This window comes from Acinetobacter sp. BMW17 (assembly GCF_001592855.1).
GTDB classification, from domain to species: domain Bacteria; phylum Pseudomonadota; class Gammaproteobacteria; order Pseudomonadales; family Moraxellaceae; genus Acinetobacter; species Acinetobacter johnsonii.
On sequence record NZ_LSOD01000007.1, the window covers coordinates 1 to 21,089 of the forward strand.

The window sequence follows — 21,089 nt, forward strand, 5'->3', positions numbered from 1 at the left end:
GAACTCAGAAGTGAAACCTCTTAGCGCTGATGGTAGTGTGGAGTTATCCATGTGAGAGTAAGTCATCGCCAGCTCATTAATTCTAAATCCCCCTAACTCAAATGAGATAGGGGGATTTTTTTATGCAGGAATTGAAAAAAAATAAGAAGATTGGCTAAAAGGTAGCTGTTAACACTTAAGAGATTTAGTTTCTCACTTGGATTTGATGGTTTTTTCTTCACTAAAAGAAATTTTAACCAAGTATTTGTATATATTTTGAGTAATTGAACAGCTATTTGATTTCTTTTCGTTGGAAAAGAATGGCTATAGTTAACTCGTGATCATGCAAAATATGCCAAAACAGGTTTTGATTTAGATTTTAATGTGCTCAATAAAAAAGAAACCCCGACATCCTGTCGAGGTTTCTTTGTATTTCAGTGCTTAGATACAACTCCTGTCATATCTCACATCCTGATGCTCAAACTGATTATTGTTGTTTTAAGTTTGGGAAACGTCCTGTCTCCTGATGTATTTAATATATGCTATAAGCTGTTTTTAAGGCTAGTGGTCACTTTCCTCAGTTTTTGTAAGCTTTGGCTTACACAGATTCATCTTGTTACCAAAGCGGATAACCTTGTACTTATGATTTCTCTACAATGAGTGGTGATCGTGCATTTAATGGGGGAAGGCAATGCTGAGAAAAAAAGCTTTTTGTTTGTTGATGACAGTGAGTGCATTTTTGGGCTTAATGGCATGTCATGCTCAAAGTCAGATAGAGTCAGCAGCACAGGAACAACAGGACAGTTCTGCTTCTTTAGGCACATCTATACACCTCAAACGTATTGCTGAATTTAATGAGCCATGGGCATTAGCGGTATTGCCTGATGGGCGATTATTAATTACTGAAAGATCAGGACAGTTGATTTTATTTAATCCTATAGATCAGACAAAGACTCTCATTAGGAATATACCTAAAGTGGCTTATGGTGGCCAAGGCGGATTAGGTGATATTGTTTTACATCCTCAGTTTGCACAAAACCATCAAATTTATCTTAGCTATGCAGAAGCAGGACAAGGTGGTTATGGTGCGGTCGTGATTCGTGCTAATTTGAATTTAGATCAGGCACAGCCACAATTAGATAACCTTAAAACGATATGGAAACAAGTACCTAAGGTGCGTGGGCAGGGGCATTATGCACATCGGATGTTATTTGATGGCGCAGGAAAACTATGGATTAGTTCAGGAGAGCGGCAAAAGTTTGATCCTGCACAAGATTTAACATCGAACCTTGGAAAAATGATTCGTTTGAATGATGATGGTTCGGTTGCTTCAGATAATCCATTTCAGATGCAGGGGGATATCGCAAAACAAATATGGAGTTTGGGGCATCGTAATCCTTTGGGAATGGCTTTGGATGCCAAAAAACAACTTTGGGTGGTGGAGATGGGCCCCAAAGGTGGGGATGAGCTTAATTTAATTCAAAAGGCTAAAAACTATGGTTATCCAATCGTTTCGAATGGTGATCATTATAGTGGTGTGAATATCCCTGACCACGCCACGCGGCCTGAGTTTGAAGCGCCAAAATTAGACTGGACACCCGTAATTTCTCCATCGAGTTTGATTTTTTATACGGGACAGATGTTTCCAAAGTGGCAGGATAAAGCCATCATTGGTGGGCTTTCATCTGAAGCATTAATTATTGTAGACACCACAGCACAGCCAGTAAAAGAAATCCAACGGATAGATATGAAAGAACGTATCCGTGGTTTACAACAAGCGAAAGATGGCAGTATTTGGGTGATTGAGGATAGAAAACATGCTGATTTAATTCAGCTGCTTTCACATTAATCACCCGAACAGAGTGTTGCTAGGAAAGACGGTGTTAAAGTGCAGCATGTTGATCGGCATTGAAGACATTGGCTTGGATCTGCATCAGTTTTCGTTGTCCTTGTTTGCCATTCATCCGCCAATGGGCAATTTTAATATTATCGATCAAGGCGACATCCCCTTTTTGCCACTGGAGCAAGAGTGCATCGTGATATAAGGCTTCAAAGAAGTGCTGTTTTTCCTGATCGGTCCATTCAATTTTTTCACCTTCATGGGTGAAAAGTTCCCATGACAGTTGCATGCAATGAGCCGTAGGGTCTGGTAGAAGCTTTCCTCGATGCTTAAAGCTTTTTTGTGCAGCTTGATGGGCAAAAGAATTGGTATTGTTTGCAAAAGCCCATGGCTGGATCATCGGCTTTTGCGTGTTCGGGTGTATGACAACGAAAGGTGAGCGTTTTAAGGTAAGTTTGGTTTTTTTATTTGGTTGTTTGTTTAAACGAAAGTAATTTTTATTGAGTAGTAAATGATCAAATAAATTAAGCTTACGTTTTGAAATATAAGAAAAATGGTTCCATGCGCCTAAGTATTTTTGTTGTACGCTAACTGGAAAATAGGCCCAAATTTTTTCGAGGTTATTAAACCCTGTTTCGAGCACATGGTTCGCAGGTTCTTGGCAAAACAAGGCAATATAACGCGAGCGAGTCGAGTGTAGGCCACCTTCGACATGTGGACCTTGAATTGAGTTTTCAACAGAGCTTAATTGCACCGTATTGTGGTTGAGATAAGGTCTATCATTACCTGCACGATTTTCGCTATATTTACGCATGAAAGAGTTAAACCAACCTGATTGTTTAGGTGTAAATGTATGCCAAGGCTCAAGCTGAAAATGATGTTCGATGAGCTCATGAAATTCATAGTGACGTTGTAATTTAAAGCCGCGAAATAATAAGATGCCGTACTGATGCAACTCTTGCATAAGTTCTTTGCGATGGACTCTAACGTAAGCGGTTAGAGCATCTACATCTGTATATTCGGGATCAGCGACATAAATTTTGCAATAATCATTTAAAAGTGTGGTGTTTAGTTGCATGTGAATGTTCTCTATTTTTGTTTTTCTAATTTATTGTATTGAAGCATTTTAGCTGAATCAGCAGATGTTCAGTAGGTGAGAGTATAAAGTGTAGTTCGAGCAGCGGATGTAATATTTCGTTGTGCAGAAGAACATACTGACAAATGGTGAAAGTATTAATATTTGATGGATCTATTTTATGGATTAGCGCTTAAATATGTACGTTGTACGGAAATGATGATTTGTTAAATTTTTCATGTTTATACATCTGTTTTATGTGATTATTTTTAGAGAATCTAAGTTGAGATAGACATCCCAGTAGACCAATTTTATTTGTATTCACGAGTTTCTTCTAAAGTATTGAAGCATATAAGAGGTTCGTTAATATCTGATCGTGATTTGGGCTTTTAGAGAAATATTGAGCTAAAAATCAATACAATTAAAAAGCCCCCGACATCCTGTCGAGGGCTTTTTAAATTCTTTCAAGCGGTATAACTCCTGTCCTACCGATCAGCATCCTGCTGTGTATGTTGTTATTTTTGTTTTTCATCTGAGACATCCTGTCTCTGTATGATTTAACTATAGCGTCGATGTTTATTATTGAAAAGCCGACAAATACTCAAGTTACTGTAAGCAATGGCGTACAGAAGAATCTCATGCTTATGCGCTGACATATTTAATGAGTTTATCAATTGCTGCTTTTAGCTTCTTCTCATCAAAAGGATTTGGTTCAAAATCTTCGGTTTTATTGCGTGAAAAAATATCTCGAATTTCAATCACCGCATTGGTATCGACCAGACCGAGCTGAGTACCGACTTGGCGAATTTGGTCGATGGAACGTGAGCCATTGGTACCACCATAACTGATATAGGCCGCAGGTTTACCTTGCCATTCTTTGCCTAAGTAATCTAGGGCATTTTTAAGTGCAGGGCTATAACCATGATTGTATTCGGGGCTAATGAAAATAAAGGCATCACCTTGGGCAATGTGGTCGGCCCATGCTTGTTGTTTGGGTTGATCATAAATCCCTGTCATTGGGGGATTTGCACCTGAAAAAATCGGTAAATCCCACTCTTTTAAGTCGACCAATTCGAGTTGGACCGTATTGAGCCCAAGTTGTTCAAAGCCTTTTTGTACCCATCGTGCAACTTTAATGGCAGTCCGACCTTCGCGCACACTGCCTATAATGACCTGAATTTTCATCAAAAATCCTTGGGAAAATAAATGTGATTACGCTACGGTAGTATGAAAATTAGGCTTTGCATAGATTGAATATGTATCTGATCGACAAATGTTTGAGGCATTAAAAAAGCCCCCGAAGGGGCTTTGGCTGACACACAGACAGTCGATCTGTGTTTTTACATAATTTTAATGCCTTGTTGGCCGGCAGGCGTCACTTTGAAGATTTCCACTTCAAAGGTAATATCTTTACCTGCCAATGGATGGTTAAAGTCGACTTCAGTGATGTCATCACCTACAGTTTTCACTACGCCATATAGACTTTGTTTGGCTTTGTCCTCAAATTCAATCATGTGCCCTTCAATAGGACGCTGTTCAAATTTGACTGTATCAAACTGTTGTACGTTTTCAGGATTCCACGGGCCAAAAGCATCTTCTGGTGGTAGGCTTACAGTACGACGGTCGCCAGCACGTAAACCGAACAGTGCTTTTTCAAAACCAGGGAGTAAGCTACCATCACCCATCACCAGGCTTACAGGTTCTTCACGGCTACGTGTGTTATCAATTTCTACGCCATTTTCAATGCAAACAGAAAAATGTAACTCTACTTTTGAACCTTCGCTTACGCGAGTTTCTTCATTGGGATTAATAAAATCAGTCATTGTTTACTTCGGCACGTTGGATACGGTTTTTTTCGAGAAAAAAGGTATCGATCAACAAAAGGATCGTTCCTAGCGTAATCGCACTATCTGCAATATTAAACGCAGGGAAGTGGCTGTTTTGATAGTACACATGAATAAAATCAACCACGTAGCCTAAGGTTACACGGTCAATTAAATTCCCTATAGCACCACCTAAAATAAGGGCAATCGCGATGGGCAGCACTTTCACGGTTTTGGGCATACGCATCAGCCAAAACAGAAAAATGACAGACACAATACCTGCAAGAGAGGTAAAGAAATAGCGTTGCCAGCCGCCCGCATCGGACAAGAAACTAAAGGCTGCGCCATAGTTATGCAATAAAGTCCAATTTAAAAAGGGCAGGACTGGTACTGGATCTGCATAATTCAGATGGGTACTGGCAATCCATTTGGTCCATTGATCTAAGACAATCGCTAGAATAGCCAAACCTACCCACACCAAATTGTGCGGATAGAATTGGAATAAGCCCTTTTTATGTTGTGGGTTAGGCATACTTTCTCTCTTCGCCTTGGCCTGTAGGAAGGTTGATAATACAACGACCACATAGACCTGGATGTGTAACATGTGTATTCACATCTGGCAGCACATGCCAGCAGCGTACACATTTTTCACCATCAGCCGCCGAGACTTGCACATTCAGACCTGCCAGATCAGAGGCTTCACCTTGAGTTGCATCGAATGCATTAACCAAGACTTGTGAAGTGATCATAACAAAACGAAGTTCATCATCTAGACGATCCAGTACGTCCTTGAGTTCTGCATCTGCCCACAGTTCAACTTTGGCAGAGAGATTTGAACCCACAATTTTCGCAGTACGCGCAGTTTCGATGAACTTGTTCACCGCAGACTTCACTGCAATCAGGGTTTGCCAATCGGCTTCAGACAACAAGTTTGCTTTTGAAGCCACAGGAATGTCATACCATTCCGCAGTGAACACATATTTCTCAGTTTGTTCTGGAATCAGTGGCCATGCTTCTTGAGCGGTAAAGCTTAAGATTGGTGACATCCAACGTACAAAGGCTTGCACCAAATGATACAGCGCAGTTTGAGCTGAATGGCGCGCTTGTGAATCTGCTTTGGTGGTGTACTGACGGTCTTTGATGATGTCGAGGTAGAAACCACCCAAGTCATTGATACAGAAGTTGGTCAGTGCATTTGCCACGATATGGAAGTTCATATCTTCATAGGCTTGCTGAACAGTTTTCTGTACGTCCGCTGCACGTTGCAAAATGTATTGATCAAGTGCGATCAATTGATCTACAGGAAGTGCATCCGTCGATGGTTTGAAACCATTCAAGTTTGCCAATAAGAAACGCAAAGTATTACGAATACGACGGTAGCCGTCTGATGCACGGTTAAAGATTTCTTTACCAGCGGTCATTTCATAACGGTAATCGGCCGATGCAATCCAGAAACGTAAGCCGTCTGCACCCATATCTTTAATGATGTCTTGTGGGGTGATGATGTTGCCCAAAGATTTTGACATCTTACGGCCTTTTTCATCCACCACGAAGCCATGGGTCAGTAAGCCTTTGTACGGTGCACGTTCATTGATCGCAATCGAGGTGAGCAATGAAGACTGGAACCAACCACGGTGTTGGTCTGAACCTTCAAGGTATAAATCGGCTGGATCGGTGAGTTCTTCGCGTTCACGCAGCACGGCATAGTGCGTTGTGCCTGAGTCGAACCACACGTCTAAAGTGTCACGTACACAGTTGTACTGTTCCGCTTCATCCCCGATAAAGTCTTTCGCTTCACGGTTATACCAAGCGTCAATCCCTTCTTGTTCGATCAATTTCGCGACTTCTTCGATCAACTCTGCTGTGCGCGGATGGAGTTCGTTGGTGTCTTTATGCACGAAGAATGGGATTGGCACGCCCCACGTACGTTGACGTGAAATACACCAGTCTGGACGACCTTCGATCATGGCTTGAATACGGTTTTTACCCCAATCAGGCACAAAGCTGATCTCGTTTTCAATCGCATTTAAAGCATTTTGACGCAGACCTTGTGCATCCATGCTGATAAACCACTGTGGGGTCGCACGGAAGATAATCGGCGTTTTATGGCGCCAGCAGTGTGGGTAGCTGTGTTTGATCGGTTGATGTGCCCATAAGCGACCAACTGCACCCAAAGCTTCAATGATTTTTGGATTGGCTTTGTAGATGTGCTCGCCTGCAAAAATCGGTGAAGTTGGTAAATACACACCATTACCACCCACTGGGTTTTCAACTTTTAAGTTGTACTGTAAGCCAACTTTATAGTCGTCTACACCATGGCCAGGTGCCGTATGTACCGCTCCCGTACCGCTGGTTGCAATCACGTGTTCACCTAAAATCACAGGTACTTGGCGATCGGTCAGTAACGGGTGTTGTAATAATAGGTTTTCAATTGCTGAGCCGTTAAAATCAGCTAGAACCACAGGATTTTCAAGCTTATAACGCTCAACTGCTGATTCAACCAAGTCTTTAGCTAAAATAAAGTTTTGCACGCCACGGCCGGTGCTAACTTGAACAAGTTGATAGTCAATTTCAGCATGGACGGCAACCGCTTGGTTTGCAGGCAAAGTCCAAGGTGTGGTGGTCCAAATTACGATGTCTGTTGCGGCTTCTACATTGAGATTTAAACGTGTGCTTAAGTCTTTTAAGTCGACAACCGTAAAGCCAACGTCAATCGCGTCAGATTTTTTATCTTCATATTCCACTTCGGCTTCAGCCAAAGCTGAACCACAGTCTAAACACCAATTCACAGGTTTAAGACCTGGTTCGATATGGCCTGCTTTTGCAATCGCGCCAACAGAGCGCACAATGTCCGCTTCCTGCTTGAAGTTCATGGTCAGGTAAGGATTGTCCCAGTCACCAAACACGCCCATACGTACAAAGTCTTTCTTTTGCAGTTCAACTTGGGTGTAAGCATATTCACGGCAGGCTTTACGGAAAGTAGAAGCATCCACCTTCACGCCCACTTTACCGACTTTCTCTTCCACTTTCAGTTCAATCGGAAGGCCGTGACAGTCCCAACCCGGTACATAAGGGGCATCGAAGCCGTCAAGAATACGACTTTTAATAATGATATCTTTTAAAACTTTATTAACCGCATGACCCAAGTGAATTTGGCCATTTGCATAAGGAGGGCCATCATGCAGAACATATTTTTTCTTACCAATACGCGACGCACGAATCTGCTGATAAATGTTGTCGGCATACCACTCTTCTAACCATTTTGCTTCACGCACCGCGAGGTTTGCTTTCATAGCAAATTCGGTACCTGGGAGGTTGAGTGTGGCTTTATAATCCACTGCATTTTCAGTAGTTTGCTTATCGCTCATGCAAGATATCTTCCAATTTAATCAGCGGCTCGGCTGACGCGTTTTACATAAAATTGATTGGTATTTAAAAGGGAAATGTGGGGGTGTTTTGGCGGAACTCAAGCAGTTTCACCACATCATCATCAATTCCCGCTTTTAGTGCTTCCAGCGAAGGGTAGTTCTTTTCACCATGTAAATAGTTTAAGAAAGTGACCCGCATTAACAAGCCATACAGATTAGCAGAAACATCAGGGAAATGTACTTCTAATCGCCATTCTGGCTGTGCTTGTTGAATGGCTGGACGTGTTCCGACATGACCCGCACCAAAAAGCGCTGAATGGTCATATCCTGCAACCCCTAATCGATCAGGATGGTCTGCTTTCACTTTGTCGCTTAAAGACGTGGTTTCACATATCACATCTACACCATAAATGCCGTTTAAACAGGGTTTATGTCGGTTTAAACGTACATTAATGGTTGGAAAATCAAGGGTTCGGCCAATTTGGTCGCCATATTGTACGCGACCCGTAATGCTATAAGGGCGCCCTAATAACTGAGCAGCCAGCACCAAGTCCCCTGCGGCCAGTGTTTGGCGAATCCGAGTTGAACTGACGCGTTCACCTTCTGAGAGGATGGTTTCTAGATTGTGGACTTGAAAACCATAGTTTTCTAGAAATTCGCTGTTGCCTTGGCGGTTTTTACCAAAGTGAAAGTCATCGCCTAAAACCAAACTTTGGGCATTGAGTTTTTCTTTTAAAATATCGGCAAATTGTTCTGCACTTAAACTTCGGAAGCTGTTGTCAAATTTCGCGACCGCAATATAGTCCACACCCAGCTCAGTTAAATATTCGACTTTCTCACGCAATGATGAAATACGCGGTGGAGCATCATAACCTTTAAAGAATTCAAGTGGTTGAGGCTCAAAAATCATCACCACTGTTTTTAGATTTTGTTGTTTTGCAACGGCTTTGAGCTGATGAATCATGGCTTGATGACCCAAATGCACCCCGTCAAAATTACCGATGGTGACAGCGGTTTTTTCTAATTGGGTATTTGAGGGCAAAGCATTTAGACGGAGCAGCTTCATGGGCAAATCAAGTGCTTGGAATTAAGAACGGCTTATATATTGCCATATTCTTGGGCATTCGTCTTGTGGTTGTTTTTTGACAACGCAAAATTTAGTGCAAAGTATATTTATATCAATTTTATTGATTTATTTAATATAAATTAATAAATTTTTCTTATTTATGGATTTGATTAATATAAATGTAGATTTTAAATGAGGCCGAACTCATGCAAAAACCATTTACACAACTTGGACAGCGCCACAATATCATTCGTCAGTTCACCCCCAACTGGTTCACTGTCAGTATGGGAACAGGTGTTGTGGCGTTAATTGTATCAGAGTTTCCGATGTTAAAGGCACTCACATGGCAACTCGGCACAGGGCTGTGGTATTTCAATATTTTACTGTTTGTACTTTTTAGTGTGCTATATGGCTTACGTTGGGCATTTTATCCGCACGAAGCCAAACAGATTTTTCAACATCCAAGCATGAGCCTATTTTTAGGGACGATTCCGATGGCGCTGGCCACCATCCTCAATGGCTTTTTAAAGTATGGTCAGCCTATTTATGGCGACACAGCTGTACAGATTGCGCAAATGCTCTGGTATGCAGATGTAGTCTTGGCGCTCTTGGTGGCGTGGGCAGTTCCTTTTGCCATGTATCGACATCAGGAGCATGCTTTACAGCAGATGACTGCTGTGTGGTTATTGCCGATCGTGGCCTGTGAAGTTGCAGCCAGCAGTGGTGGTTTATTGCTGGGGCATTTGGCAGCTGATACTCACGCCGTTGCGATTTTATTGGGTAGTTATGTGTTGTGGGGTGTTTCAGTATTACCCGCTTTTGCTATTTTAACGATTTTAATGTTGCGTTTGGTCTTACATAAATTGCCTGAAAAAGAGTTGGCGGTCAGCAGTTGGTTGGCTTTGGGACCGATAGGGACTGCTGCTTTGGCGTTATTGGTTTTGGGGCATCAGGCACCGATGCTGATGGCGAGTTTGGGCTTAGTACAACTGGGTCAGTTATTTCAGCAGGCGGGAATTTTGGCCAGTTTAATTCTGCTGGGTTTTGGGCTGTGGTGGTTGGGGATTGCGGTACTGACGACTTTGCACCATGCCAAACAGGACTTACCATTTAATTTGGGTTGGTGGGGACTGACCTTCCCATTGGGCGTATATACACTGGCAATCTTAACTCTAGCCCAACAACTCAATTTGGCCTTCCTGTATGCCGTTGGCTATGCTTTTGCAGCCATACTGATGTTGTTATGGAGTTTGGTTGCAACCAAGACGGCACAAGGTTTTTATCAAGGGGATTTGTTCTTTTCGCCGTGCTTAAAAACCTATTTAGAACAGCAGTATAAATGAGGTCTACAATCCTTTCAGTTTAAAGCGCCATCTGATCTTATGTAGGTTGTTTGAGCAGAGACCAGAGGCGCTTTTCTTTCGGATCGATTTGTTTTCTAATGACACGCATGAAGTCTGTTAATTGAGTATTTTATGTCAGATGTTGCATTGATCATGGCTTTGCCGAATGAGTCTAAAGGATTGTTTGAGCAAGCAGGGATTGAAGTTCATTACAGCGGTATTGGTAAAGTCAACGCGGCCTATAAAGCATTTGAAGTCATTCAAAAAACAGGCTGTAAAACTCTGATTAATTTAGGTACAGCAGGCAGTACGTATTTTGATAAGCATGAATTGGTTGAAGTTTCTCAATTTGTACAACGCGACATGGATGTCTCTCCACTGGGTTTCGCTGTCGGTTTTACCCCATTTGACACCATGCATCCTGCGGAAATTCACTTAGAACCGTTTTTCCAGCAGCTCCGTACCGGCATTTGTGGAACAGGGGATAGCTTTGAAACAGGTAAGCCCAAAGTACCGTGTCATTTGGTTGATATGGAAGGATATGCGCTGGCAAAGGTCTGTAAAAAACAGGGTGTCCGTCTGATTTCGGTCAAATATATTTCAGATGGTGCCAACGACACCGCGCATTTGGACTGGGAAGACAATTTGTTATTGGGAGCTCAGAAATTATTAGCATTATTTGAAAGTATCTGAGGCTTTGATTCTGTCTTTTTAAATTCGGCGACCATAGAGTGCTATGGTCGTATGCCAAAATTACTCAGCTTTGAATAATTCAGACGGTGTTCTCGGGATCACGCCATACAGCATCATATGCACGGTATGTTGAATGACTCGTTGTTGCATACTGCGGTTACGTAGGGTTTTACCTGTCACCATTTCCATTTGCGTGGCAAAATCAGCATAGTTTTGTGTTAAGGCCCAAATGTTGAGGATTAACAGCTCAGGGTCAATTTCAGTTGAAATTTTACCTTGCTCTTGCCAATTGCTAATGACTTTGGCTTTACGTTTGACCAACTTCTTTAAAGGCCCTTTGAGGATTTCCAAAATATGCGGAGCCCCTTGGATCACTTCTAACGCAAACAAGCGAGATGCTTTTGGTTGAGTCCGAGAAACCTCAATCTTTTGCAATAAGTAGTTGGTGATCGCTTCTTCCGGCTCTAAGTCAGCTTCTAACATTTGTAGTGGGGCTAACCATTTTTGTAAAACCGTCGTTAAAACTTCAACGTACAAAGCTTCTTTATTTTCATAGTAATAGAAAATATTCGATTTGTGCATTTCAGCAATCTGTGCGATTTCATCTAAGCTTGCTCCATTAAATCCATAGAGCGAGAAGACGTCTAGTGCAGCATTCAGCAGCTGGTGGCGTTTTTGAGTACTCTTTTTCTGTTCCATTCTCTAATTTAAAAAACAATAAAAAGGGGGAAGGACAAATTGTACGGCAAATCATCAGATTTGTGCACAAAGTGGGAATTTAATTTTTTGAATAATGATCATTTATTCTGTAGATTGGCTCTTAAAGTGCGATAAATTCTAAAAGTTGTCCAATAAAATATAATTATATAAAAACTATTTTGTCTAAACTATATGAAATGATTCAATGTGAAGTGGTATGTTTTGATAAAAATAACGTGAAATTTATTACATTATTTAAAATAAAGTAAGCTCAATTCATATGATGGTCTTGTGTTTTTTACTGAAATTCAGCATAAAAAATCCTTAGCCCCCAAGCTAAGGATTTTTTAGTCTACTTATGTGGCTAAAACCGCATTTAACACCTGCTGTTCAAGGGTATTGAACTGCATATCTTTGACGCGAGGGCGGGGTAGATCGACTTGAAACTCTTTGGCAATATGGCCACGGTCTAGCAAAATAATCCGATCAGCCAGTTGAACGGCCTCACTAACATCATGGGTGACTAAAATGGCGGTAAAGCCCTGTTCCGTCCATAATTTTTCAATCAAATTCTGCATGTCTAAGCGGGTTAAGGCATCAAGTGCACCCAAAGGTTCATCGAGTAATAAAATTCGCGGTTTATGCGATAAAGCCCGTGCTAAAGCGGTCCGTTGACGCTGTCCTCCAGAGAGCTGCGAAGGCCAAAGACCCGCTTTTTCTTTGAGTCCGACTTTTTCTAGCAGACCCGAGGCAGTGGCATGTTGTTGTTTTGGCAACCCTAGTTGTACGTTTTGTTCAATTGAGCGCCATGGTAACAGTCGTGGATCTTGGAACATGACCCGTATATCGTCTGCGGTAATCCCTTCGCGGAGGTGTCGTGCGGACTTAAACTTAATTTCGCCGTAGCTTTGTTGTTCTAAGTTGGCAATCAGGCGCAGCAGGGTACTTTTACCACAACCACTGCGTCCGACAATGGCTAAAAACTCACCCGGCTGAATATGCAGATCTAAGTCTTCAAGGACTTTAACTGAACCATAAAACTTATGCAGTTGTTCGATAATAATTTCGGCCCCAAGCACCGCTTGAGGGTTAATGTCTTGATTGTGATTTGGCGGCGACGGAATATTGGCATGGCGACCAAGGCTTAAATCAGTCATCTCAAACTCCTTATTTTTGGTATCCTGCATGCCAGCGCAGCAGGTATTTTTCTAATGTGACGGCCAGTACATCAGCCAATTTTCCAAGTAGGGCATACAGTAAAATCCCCACCAAAACGATGTCAGTCTGTAAAAATTCACGTGCATTCATGGTCATATAACCGATGCCGGCTTGGGCTGAAATGGTTTCGGCAACGATCAGCAGAACCCACACCAAACCCAGTGAAAAGCGTAGTCCGATTAAAATAGAGGGCATCGCACCCGGTAAAATAATTTCTTTATACAATTGCCAACGGGTCAAACCATAGCTTTTCCCCATTTCAATCAGTTGTGGATCTACCGAACGTATGCCGTGATAGGTGTTGATGTAAATGGGAAAAAAGACCCCGACCGCAACCAAAAACAGCTTGGCGGTTTCATCAATCCCGAACCATAAGATCACCAACGGAATAAGTGCCAGTGCAGGAATATTTCGGATCATCTGTAGGGTGGTGTCGAGCAGGGTTGACGCCGTTTTTGATGAACCATTTAACAAACCCAGAAATAGACCTAAACCCCCACCCACCAATAGGCCGAGTAAGGCACGGCCTGCACTAACTTGCACATGCTTCCATAGCTCCCCACTCAGTAGCAGGTGCCAAAAACCAGTAACTACTGCCGTTGGTGCAGGTAAAATCCGACTTTCTAAAAGTCCTGTGCTGGAGGCAATTTGCCAAAGCACAATCAAGCCGATAGGAAAGAGCCAAGGCAGCAATAGCTGCCCCAACTGAGTTCCACGTGAAACCTTTTCCTGCTGGAGGGTTTGCACTGAAACGATTTTGGACATTAGGCAGGCTCCTGAATCACTTTGGTTTTTTTGTTTTCATCGGGTGTGTAGTTGTTTGCCACAATCTCACCAAAGGGGCCTGTTAAATTTGGCTGTGCTAACTTTGCTTGAGTTTCAAGCGGTAGGAGTGGGAACACCAACTCGGCAAAACGAATCGACTCTTCAAGATGTGGATAGCCTGAGAAAATAAAGGTGTTGATGCCCAAGTCGGCATATTCTTGAATACGGGCTGCAACCGTTTCAGGGTCACCGACCAATGCCGTACCTGCACCCCCACGAACCAGACCTACGCCTGCCCAAAGGTTTGGGGACACTTCAAGTTTGCTGCGGTCACCATTGTGTAGTTCAGCCATGCGACGTTGGCCGACCGAGTCCATGCTCTTAAATTTTGCCTGTGCTGCAGCAATGGTGGCATCATCGACATATTGAATGAGCTCTTCTGCCGCTTGCCATGCTTGTTCATTGGTTTCACGTACAATCACATGCAGACGAATACCATAGTTGAGCGTACGGCCTTTGGCCTCGGCTTTGGCACGGACAGTGTCAATTTTTGCTTTGACTGCCGCAGGAGGTTCCCCCCATGTCAGATATGTGTCAACCTGATCCGTAGCCAACTCGATGGCATCATCTGATGAGCCGCCAAACCAAAGTGGAGGATAGGGTTGTTGCACAGGTGGATACAGCAGTTTGGCATCATCTACGTTTAGACGTTCGCCATGAAAGGTAAAGCTTTCACCTGTATGGGAGCGGGTTAAAATCTCACGCCAAATTTTGACGTATTCATTGGCAGTTTTATAGCGAGTGGAGTGGTCTTCATAAACGCCATCGCCTTGCAGTTCTTTTTCATCGCCACCTGTCACCAAGTTCAATAAAACCCGACCATTGGAGAGACGGTCAAAGGTGGCTGCCATCCGTGCAGCCAGTGCCGGAGTGGTCACGCCTGGACGCAGTGCAACTAGGAATTTTAATTTTTTTGTGGCATCAATCAGGCTGGCTGCGGTCAACCAGGGGTCTTCACATGAACGACCTGTTGGAATCAGCACACCTTCATAGCCCAAATTATCCACGGCAACCGCAATCTGTTTCATATAGGCATGGTCCACTTGACGAGCACCTTTGCTGGTACCTAAGTAGCGACTGTCACCGTGAGTTGGGATAAACCAGAAAATTTTCATTTTAAAAAATCCTTAGATAGAGTCGTTTAATGTTTGCTCGGTGCAACCCAAACGGTACTTTGAACTTGAATGTGTTTTGGAATGAGCTGGACTTGTTGGAACAAGTCCGCAATTTGTTGTTGTGCTTGCACCACTTCAGGCGTCAGGGTTTGAATTGGTGAAGGCTTCAGACGTTTGTCGATGACCCGTTGGGCAATAGAGGGCTGTAAACCCGTACTTTGGGTATAGACCGAAAGTGCCTGTGGTTGGTTTTTCAGCACCCATTGATCGGCCTGATTCAGCCCATGAATGAACTGAGCCGTGGCCTCAGGGTAGGTCTGAATGAACTTGGGGTTACCAATATAAAAAGAATAGGTTTGTGGAAAAGCTGTGCCATCAATCAAGACTTTGGCCTGTGCATCTTGCTCTGCTGCACTGAGGTAGGGTTCCCAAATGGCCCATGCATCGATGGATTGTTTATCAAACGCGGCACGCGCATCCGCAGGGGGCAGCCAAATCGGTTGAATGTCCTGCCAACTGAGTCCTGCTTTTTGTAAGACTTTCGCCAGTAACTCATGTGCGCTTGAGCCGCGTTGTACCGCAATCCGCTTACCTTTTAGGGCTTGAATTGAACCAATGCTACTATTTTTAGGAATTAACAGGCCTTGAGAGTTAGCGGGTACTTGTTCATAGCCGACATAACTGAGTTCTTTGTCAGCAGCTTGGGCAAAGATCGGTGGGGTATTGCCCACTGCACCAAAATCGACAGCACCAACGGATAATGCTTCTAACATTTGTGGGCCAGCGGGGAACTCTTTCCATTCAATTTTGGCTTGAGGAAATTGTTGCTCAAATAATTTTTGCTCACGCGCGACCAATAGGTTCAAAGACGACTTTTGGTAGCCAATTGACAGGGTTTTAACTGGAGCTGTTGCCTGTTTTTCTGGCGTGTTCGGTGCTGCTGTGTCTTGCTTTTGGCATGCCCCGAGTCCAAGACTCAAGCTAACGATGCCAATACTGGAAACTGTTTTCAGTGTTTTCATAATGATCTCTATATTTTTATTTAATAATGGCAGCGTCAATATTCAGCTTGTTTGGAATGAGTTTTTGTTGATAGAAAGCATCGGCAACGTACTGCTGTTTTTTTGCGACTTCGGTTGAAATGGGTTGAACGCCAAAGCCCATACGACCAATCGAGGTTTGTAAAATGTCTAAAGACAAGCCTGTCGGTTTTTCTAGCAATTGGGCAGCTTGTTGTTGATTCTGTTTGACCCACTGTGTGGTGGTGTTGAGTTCATTGACGACCGTTTTTAAAACTTCTGGATGGGTTTCGGCAAATTTACGATCGGCCAAATAGAACTGATGATTACTCACCAAGTTTTCTCCGGTAGCAATCACACGTGCTGAGATTTGGTGTTCAGCGGCAGCAAAGAAGGGATCCCAAATGACCCAAGCGTCGACTGCGCCACGTTCAAATGCGGCACGTGCATCCGATGGTGGAAGATACACCGCTTCAATATCAGAAAGTTTCAGATTGTTCGCTTCTAACACTTTGAGTAGCAGGTAATGCACATTTGAACCTTTGTTGAGTGCAATCCGTTTGCCTTTTAAATCTTGAATGCTTTGAATCTTTGAGTCTTTTTGTACGATCAGTGCTTCTGCTTTAGGTGCAGCAGGTTGGTTGGCAATGTAAACCAAGTTCGAATTTGCAGCTTGTGCGAAAATCGGAGGCGCTTCCCCCGCTTCACCAAAGACCACACTGCCGACATTTAAACCTTCGAGGAGCTGTGGACCAGCAGGAAACTCGACCCATTTCACTTGGACATTTTGTGCTTTAAGCGCCGTTTCTAAAGCGCCACGCTCTTTGACGATGGGCAAAATGCCATATTTTTGAAAGCCAATATTGAGTGTGACGGTTTCAGCTTCTTTTTTCCCACATCCAGATAACATCATGGCACCCACGACCGCTGCAGAAAGAACGCTTGTTTTGATCCAGAACTGTGCTCGAGAAGTGCTCATGTGTTTCATAACTCCAAATAAATAAGGTGAGTGAGTTGGTGAACACATACGCTAATGGGCATTTCTTTTCAGAAAAAATAAGAAATCGGGCTTTAGACATGAAAAAAAAAGATAAAAACAAAAGTGCAAAACTTATGTAAAAAACAGCAATATAAAAAACATAAAATATAAAATTTATTGAGATTAACTTATTGATATTTATTATTTAAAAGGTATTTTTATTTTTGGGATAAGCTTAGTATTTCACTTGATATAGATTTGAGCGATTTTTGCAGTGTTTTCTAGATAAAGATATGAGAAATAAAGATATCCATAATCCTGCAAAAGCCACTTAAAGTGGCTTTTTAAAGACGAGTGAGTTGCGCTGATAGTTGTATAAGGCTTGGCGTGCATTGGGAAGTTCATCGACATTGGCCGTTTCAAAGCCATGTTCTAAGAACCAATGTGCAGTACGTGTGGTCAGTACAAACAACTGTTGAATGCCCATACTGCGGGCTTTACCTTCGAGATAATGCAAAATTTGGCTGCCGCGATTAGATTTGCGATAGCTCGGGTCGACTGCAACACAGGCAATTTCGGCACTGCGGATTTCACCCTCTGCCGCTGGCAGTGGGTAGAGGGCAGCACAGGCCAAGATCATGCCATCACGTTCAATCACCGCAAATTGCCCAATTTCATTTTCGAGACGTTCACGTGAGCGATAAACCAAAATGCCTTCTTCTTCAAGTGGGCGTAATAGGTTAATCAGCCCGCCGACATCTTGAATGTTGGCCATACGGACTTCTTCATAATGGGCATCGGTAATCATGGTACCCGAACCATCACGCGTGAAGAGCTCCTCAACCAAGGCACCATCATAAGCATAGGAAATCAGATGGACGCGATGGACGCCATGCGTCGAGGCCTTTTTGGCACCGCGTAAATGTACCGCAATGTCTGGATTCGAATCTTGATATTTTTCAATTTGTGCATCGAGCTTGTGTGGCGAGATTTCGCGTTGCAACTGACCATGTTCATTGAGCAGACCATGTTGTTTGCCCAAGAAAATCAATTTGTCCGCTTTAAGATGAATTGCTGTGCGGGTCGCCACTTCTTCAGCCAGCAGATTGAATACTTCGCCTGTGGTGGAATAGCCAGTTGGCCCGAGCAGCACAATATTGTGATTATCCAAATGACGTTGAATGGCGTCGGTATCGACCGTACGGACTTCGCCGGTTAACTGAAAATCGACCCCATCGCGAATGCCATAGGGCTTGGCTGTAACAAAATTCCCTGAAACCACATCAATGCGTGCGCCATACATTGGCGAGTTGGCCAGTCCCATCGACAGTAAGGCTTCAATTTGCAAACGAATCGAGCCCACCGCATTCATCACACAGCCCAACGATTCTCGGGTGGTGACGCGACGATACTGATGAAATGGCGTTTGTAGTTGGCTTTGTTTTAAGTTGTGGTTGATTTGCGGACGTGCTCCATGCACCAAGATCAGACGAATCCCGAGTGAATGCAGCAGGGCAATGTCGTGAATAATATGTTGAAAGTTATCATGCTGAACGGCTTCACCATCGAACATAATCACAAAGGTTTTATTACGGTGAGCATTGATATAAGGCGCAGAATGTCGAAACCAATGCACATACTGCAAAGTTGTACTGTGATGTGTTTCGATCGAATTCGTTTGCATGCCTGTCTCAAAATGAACTACTTAGCATGATTTTAATCAAAAAATGCAGAAGAGGAAGTCTTAAATAGAAAAACACCTGAAGCAACGTTCAGGTGTTTCATCGGTTTTGCGACACCAGCCAGAATTAACCGATAATACGCAGGATACGGTTATTACGTTCATTGACTAAAACATAGTCACCATTGACCTTATACCACTGTTGGTAGCGCCCAGTGTTGGGTAAGCGACGTGCTTCGCGGTCACTGACATGGTAACGCGATGAGTCATAGCCGCGTGGCAAAGTTTGACCTGAGCGCCAGTCACGGCTTGGGTTAACACGTTTGTTTTGGTAGCGGTTGTCATTGTCCCAACGACGGTCATCGCGATGATCCCGACCAGAGTCATGAGCATGCGAGCGGTCATAGTACTGTGGTGCTGCCATTGCAGATGTAGCCATGAGCGCGCCTAAAGATAGTGTGATTGCAGTCAGAATTTTTTTCATTGCTTTCGTCCAGTATTAGTCTTGTTTCGATCATTCAAAATTAGCGAATAACTCTAGAGAAAGCGTGAGGGCTATTTAGGTGAATTGTGAAATGTATGAAGAGACTGAGGAGATTGTTGTTTTTCTGCAATGCTTGCAAACAAAAGCTTTGGCACATAAAAAACCTGAAACAACGCCTTCCATGCTGTGCCTGACTGTGGTCTCTTAAGAGGAGTATGCAGTCGTACTAAAGCGGGTGAAAGGGTGTTGATTCAGGTCTTAATAATAATGTCGAGGAGTTGTACAAAATGAAGCGCAGATTAAAGCCCCATAATGCGCAGAATATTGTTGCTGTCTGCGTCGACTAAGATGTAGTCATTGTTGATTTTGTACCACTGCTGGTTTCTGTTTGGCTTTGGAAGATTATGGTCTTTATATTCGACTTTATAACCGTTACCACGGTAATGCTGTGGCATGACATAACCTTGTTGCCATTTATGCTGTTGTAAACGTTTGACACCGCGCTCTTCGCGCATACGTCGACGATCTTGCTGATCGTCATTACCTGAATCGCGAAAGTCACGTCCGCGTGGCTCATTGCCATAGCGTGGATGATCGTGGTCAAACTGAGGGGCAGCAGTACTGAGACTGCTTGCCATCAAAGCACTGAAAGAGATTGCCAATACTGTCAAAATCTTTTTCATGTTGAATCCTCATTAAGGTAATTTCATTCTTTCCTATAATGTACGAAAAAAATGCAGAGAAACTGTGAAGATGAATTGGGTATTTATTAACAAATGCAGAGATATTAAGAAGATTATGCCCAATTCTAAGCCTGAATTAAATCATCAATTGCGCTAAAGTCCAAAGCAAACAGTCTGTATCTTCTGATTTCTGACTCATTTTGAGGGCTCAGATCTCCCTTTGTCAAAGAACGCATAGTGCATTATTTAATTCCACTGCTGCGTTAGATGTTGTAATGAACGGATTGAATGAACCACTGCTTCAGCTTGTTTGGCATCCTCTAAAGCACAAATCAGGCTTTCGGGTAGTTGTAAATTATGGATATGACGAATGGTGTCATGTTTACGTTGCAAATCAGCCATGCTGTATCCTTATTTTCAATTCTTGATCAATCAGAATGATAAATAGGAAATATTGATCTTAAAAACCGAATATTTTTATTAAAATAATTTAAAAATACGATTTAAAATATTGAGCTAGCCAAGCTGAGTTTTCAACTTGGCTGATTCGGCTTAATAGGCGTAGTTGAGGTCGGTATAATCACTCAATGATTTCTGTACATGCGCTTGGATAAATTCACGTACATCGGCTGCAGTCATCGGTTCACCATTTTTGCTGATGGCATGCTCAATGTCGGGCTGACCCTCAATTTTGATGCGATAAACAAAGCTTTTCTTTGCTTTATATTGTTCATCATTCTTAGCAATGACCGTGACGTAGTGATAGCTATGTTCAAAGTTCAAGTCGGTATGGGCAAAAACAAACTGGTCGAAAAGTTTAAGTGTGGCGCCATTTTCCAGGGCTTGAAGTTCCTCCACAATACTGGCTTCAAACTTCATTCCATATTTTTCTGAAATCGGCTGTTGGTCAATCAACAGGCTAACCATACCATCTTCAGTGGGTTGTACAGTGATGTTACTCAAGTCCGTCATGGCATATGCTTCAAAAATGGAGTTGGGCATCAGTATCCGCAAAAATTGAAAAAAGACAACCTTTTCTGAACTTGAGATCATGTTGCAGATGACTAAGCTTCAGTTTGACGCATAAAAAAAGGAAGCCGAAGCTCACTGCTGTCCCATAGTTTGCTTTAAATAAAAAAACCTGAGTCCTAACAGTTAAAATATGAGTGCAAACAAACACTTTAACGACCAGGATTCAG

20 protein-coding genes are annotated in these 21,089 nt (G+C 42.9%); 3 read left to right on the forward strand and 17 right to left on the reverse strand.

Annotation, left to right across the window (positions count from 1 at the left end; genetic code table 11):
• The first annotated feature begins 670 nt into the window (after window positions 1-670).
• Window positions 671-1,828 carry a PQQ-dependent sugar dehydrogenase gene (locus AXW61_RS00990; protein ID WP_062031484.1) on the forward strand — a complete coding sequence of 386 codons (1,158 nt, stop codon included), beginning with the start codon at window positions 671-673 and terminating at the stop codon, window positions 1,826-1,828.
• Window positions 1,829-1,862: 34 nt separating this feature from the next.
• Here the strand turns inward: AXW61_RS00990 and AXW61_RS00995 are convergent, their stop codons facing one another.
• The 6 genes from AXW61_RS00995 to ribF form a co-directional block, all read right to left on the reverse strand.
• Window positions 1,863-2,897 (reverse strand): TauD/TfdA family dioxygenase, encoded by a 1,035-nt coding sequence (locus tag AXW61_RS00995; protein ID WP_062031487.1) that lies wholly within the window; start codon window positions 2,895-2,897, stop codon window positions 1,863-1,865.
• A gap of 639 nt (window positions 2,898-3,536) precedes the next feature.
• Window positions 3,537-4,079: an NAD(P)H-dependent oxidoreductase gene (locus AXW61_RS01000; protein ID WP_062031490.1), complete on the reverse strand. Its 543-nt coding sequence runs from the start codon at window positions 4,077-4,079 to the stop codon at window positions 3,537-3,539.
• Between the two features lie 155 nt (window positions 4,080-4,234).
• On the reverse strand, window positions 4,235-4,717 hold the full coding sequence (locus AXW61_RS01005) for a peptidylprolyl isomerase (protein ID WP_004684162.1): 483 nt from the start codon (window positions 4,715-4,717) through the stop codon (window positions 4,235-4,237).
• Complete coding sequence (lspA, locus tag AXW61_RS01010; RefSeq protein WP_062031494.1) at window positions 4,710-5,249, reverse strand: signal peptidase II; 540 nt, start codon at window positions 5,247-5,249, stop codon at window positions 4,710-4,712. Before lspA ends, AXW61_RS01005 begins: the two co-directional genes overlap by 8 nt.
• Window positions 5,242-8,085 (reverse strand): isoleucine--tRNA ligase, encoded by a 2,844-nt coding sequence (gene ileS, locus AXW61_RS01015; RefSeq protein WP_062031497.1) that lies wholly within the window; start codon window positions 8,083-8,085, stop codon window positions 5,242-5,244. Before ileS ends, lspA begins: the two co-directional genes overlap by 8 nt.
• A 64-nt stretch (window positions 8,086-8,149) precedes the next feature.
• A complete protein-coding gene (gene ribF, locus AXW61_RS01020) occupies window positions 8,150-9,151 on the reverse strand; it encodes a bifunctional riboflavin kinase/FAD synthetase (protein ID WP_062031500.1) in 1,002 nt (333 codons plus the stop codon).
• A gap of 206 nt (window positions 9,152-9,357) precedes the next feature.
• On the opposite strand from ribF, the gene AXW61_RS01025 reads away from it, so the two are divergent.
• Window positions 9,358-10,494, forward strand: coding sequence for a TDT family transporter (locus tag AXW61_RS01025; protein ID WP_062031503.1), 1,137 nt, complete (start codon window positions 9,358-9,360; stop codon window positions 10,492-10,494).
• Between the two features lie 132 nt (window positions 10,495-10,626).
• Window positions 10,627-11,187, forward strand: a complete 561-nt coding sequence (locus tag AXW61_RS01030) for a 5'-nucleosidase (protein ID WP_062031505.1) — start codon at window positions 10,627-10,629, stop codon at window positions 11,185-11,187.
• Between the two features lie 60 nt (window positions 11,188-11,247).
• On the opposite strand, the gene AXW61_RS01035 is transcribed toward AXW61_RS01030, so the two are convergent.
• The 11 genes from AXW61_RS01035 to AXW61_RS01080 all read right to left on the reverse strand — a co-directional run bounded on the left by AXW61_RS01035 (window position 11,248) and on the right by AXW61_RS01080 (window position 20,862).
• A complete protein-coding gene (locus AXW61_RS01035; RefSeq protein WP_004684172.1) occupies window positions 11,248-11,886 on the reverse strand; it encodes a TetR/AcrR family transcriptional regulator in 639 nt (212 codons plus the stop codon).
• 356 nt (window positions 11,887-12,242) lie between these two features.
• Window positions 12,243-13,043 (reverse strand): ABC transporter ATP-binding protein, encoded by an 801-nt coding sequence (locus AXW61_RS01040; protein ID WP_004684173.1) that lies wholly within the window; start codon window positions 13,041-13,043, stop codon window positions 12,243-12,245.
• A gap of 10 nt (window positions 13,044-13,053) precedes the next feature.
• Window positions 13,054-13,869, reverse strand: coding sequence for an aliphatic sulfonate ABC transporter permease SsuC (gene ssuC / locus AXW61_RS01045; protein WP_062031508.1), 816 nt, complete (start codon window positions 13,867-13,869; stop codon window positions 13,054-13,056).
• A complete protein-coding gene (gene ssuD, locus AXW61_RS01050; RefSeq protein WP_062031511.1) occupies window positions 13,869-15,044 on the reverse strand; it encodes an FMNH2-dependent alkanesulfonate monooxygenase in 1,176 nt (391 codons plus the stop codon). Before ssuD ends, ssuC begins: the two co-directional genes overlap by 1 nt.
• A 26-nt stretch (window positions 15,045-15,070) precedes the next feature.
• A complete protein-coding gene (locus AXW61_RS01055; RefSeq protein ID WP_062031514.1) occupies window positions 15,071-16,066 on the reverse strand; it encodes an aliphatic sulfonate ABC transporter substrate-binding protein in 996 nt (331 codons plus the stop codon).
• Between the two features lie 16 nt (window positions 16,067-16,082).
• Window positions 16,083-17,042: a sulfonate ABC transporter substrate-binding protein gene (locus tag AXW61_RS01060; protein WP_062031517.1), complete on the reverse strand. Its 960-nt coding sequence runs from the start codon at window positions 17,040-17,042 to the stop codon at window positions 16,083-16,085.
• A gap of 331 nt (window positions 17,043-17,373) precedes the next feature.
• A complete protein-coding gene (gene argA / locus AXW61_RS01065) occupies window positions 17,374-18,726 on the reverse strand; it encodes an amino-acid N-acetyltransferase (RefSeq protein ID WP_058868595.1) in 1,353 nt (450 codons plus the stop codon).
• 124 nt (window positions 18,727-18,850) lie between these two features.
• A complete protein-coding gene (locus AXW61_RS01070) occupies window positions 18,851-19,207 on the reverse strand; it encodes an RcnB family protein (RefSeq protein ID WP_062031520.1) in 357 nt (118 codons plus the stop codon).
• Between the two features lie 299 nt (window positions 19,208-19,506).
• A complete protein-coding gene (locus AXW61_RS01075) occupies window positions 19,507-19,890 on the reverse strand; it encodes an RcnB family protein (RefSeq protein ID WP_004684183.1) in 384 nt (127 codons plus the stop codon).
• A 246-nt stretch (window positions 19,891-20,136) separates the two neighbouring features.
• On the reverse strand, window positions 20,137-20,292 hold the full coding sequence (locus AXW61_RS17585) for a hypothetical protein (protein WP_004684184.1): 156 nt from the start codon (window positions 20,290-20,292) through the stop codon (window positions 20,137-20,139).
• A 150-nt stretch (window positions 20,293-20,442) separates the two neighbouring features.
• The gene (locus AXW61_RS01080) at window positions 20,443-20,862 is read right to left on the reverse strand and encodes a hypothetical protein (RefSeq protein ID WP_062031781.1); all 420 of its coding nucleotides are present in this window, start codon (window positions 20,860-20,862) and stop codon (window positions 20,443-20,445) included.
• Window positions 20,863-21,089 lie beyond the last annotated feature (227 nt).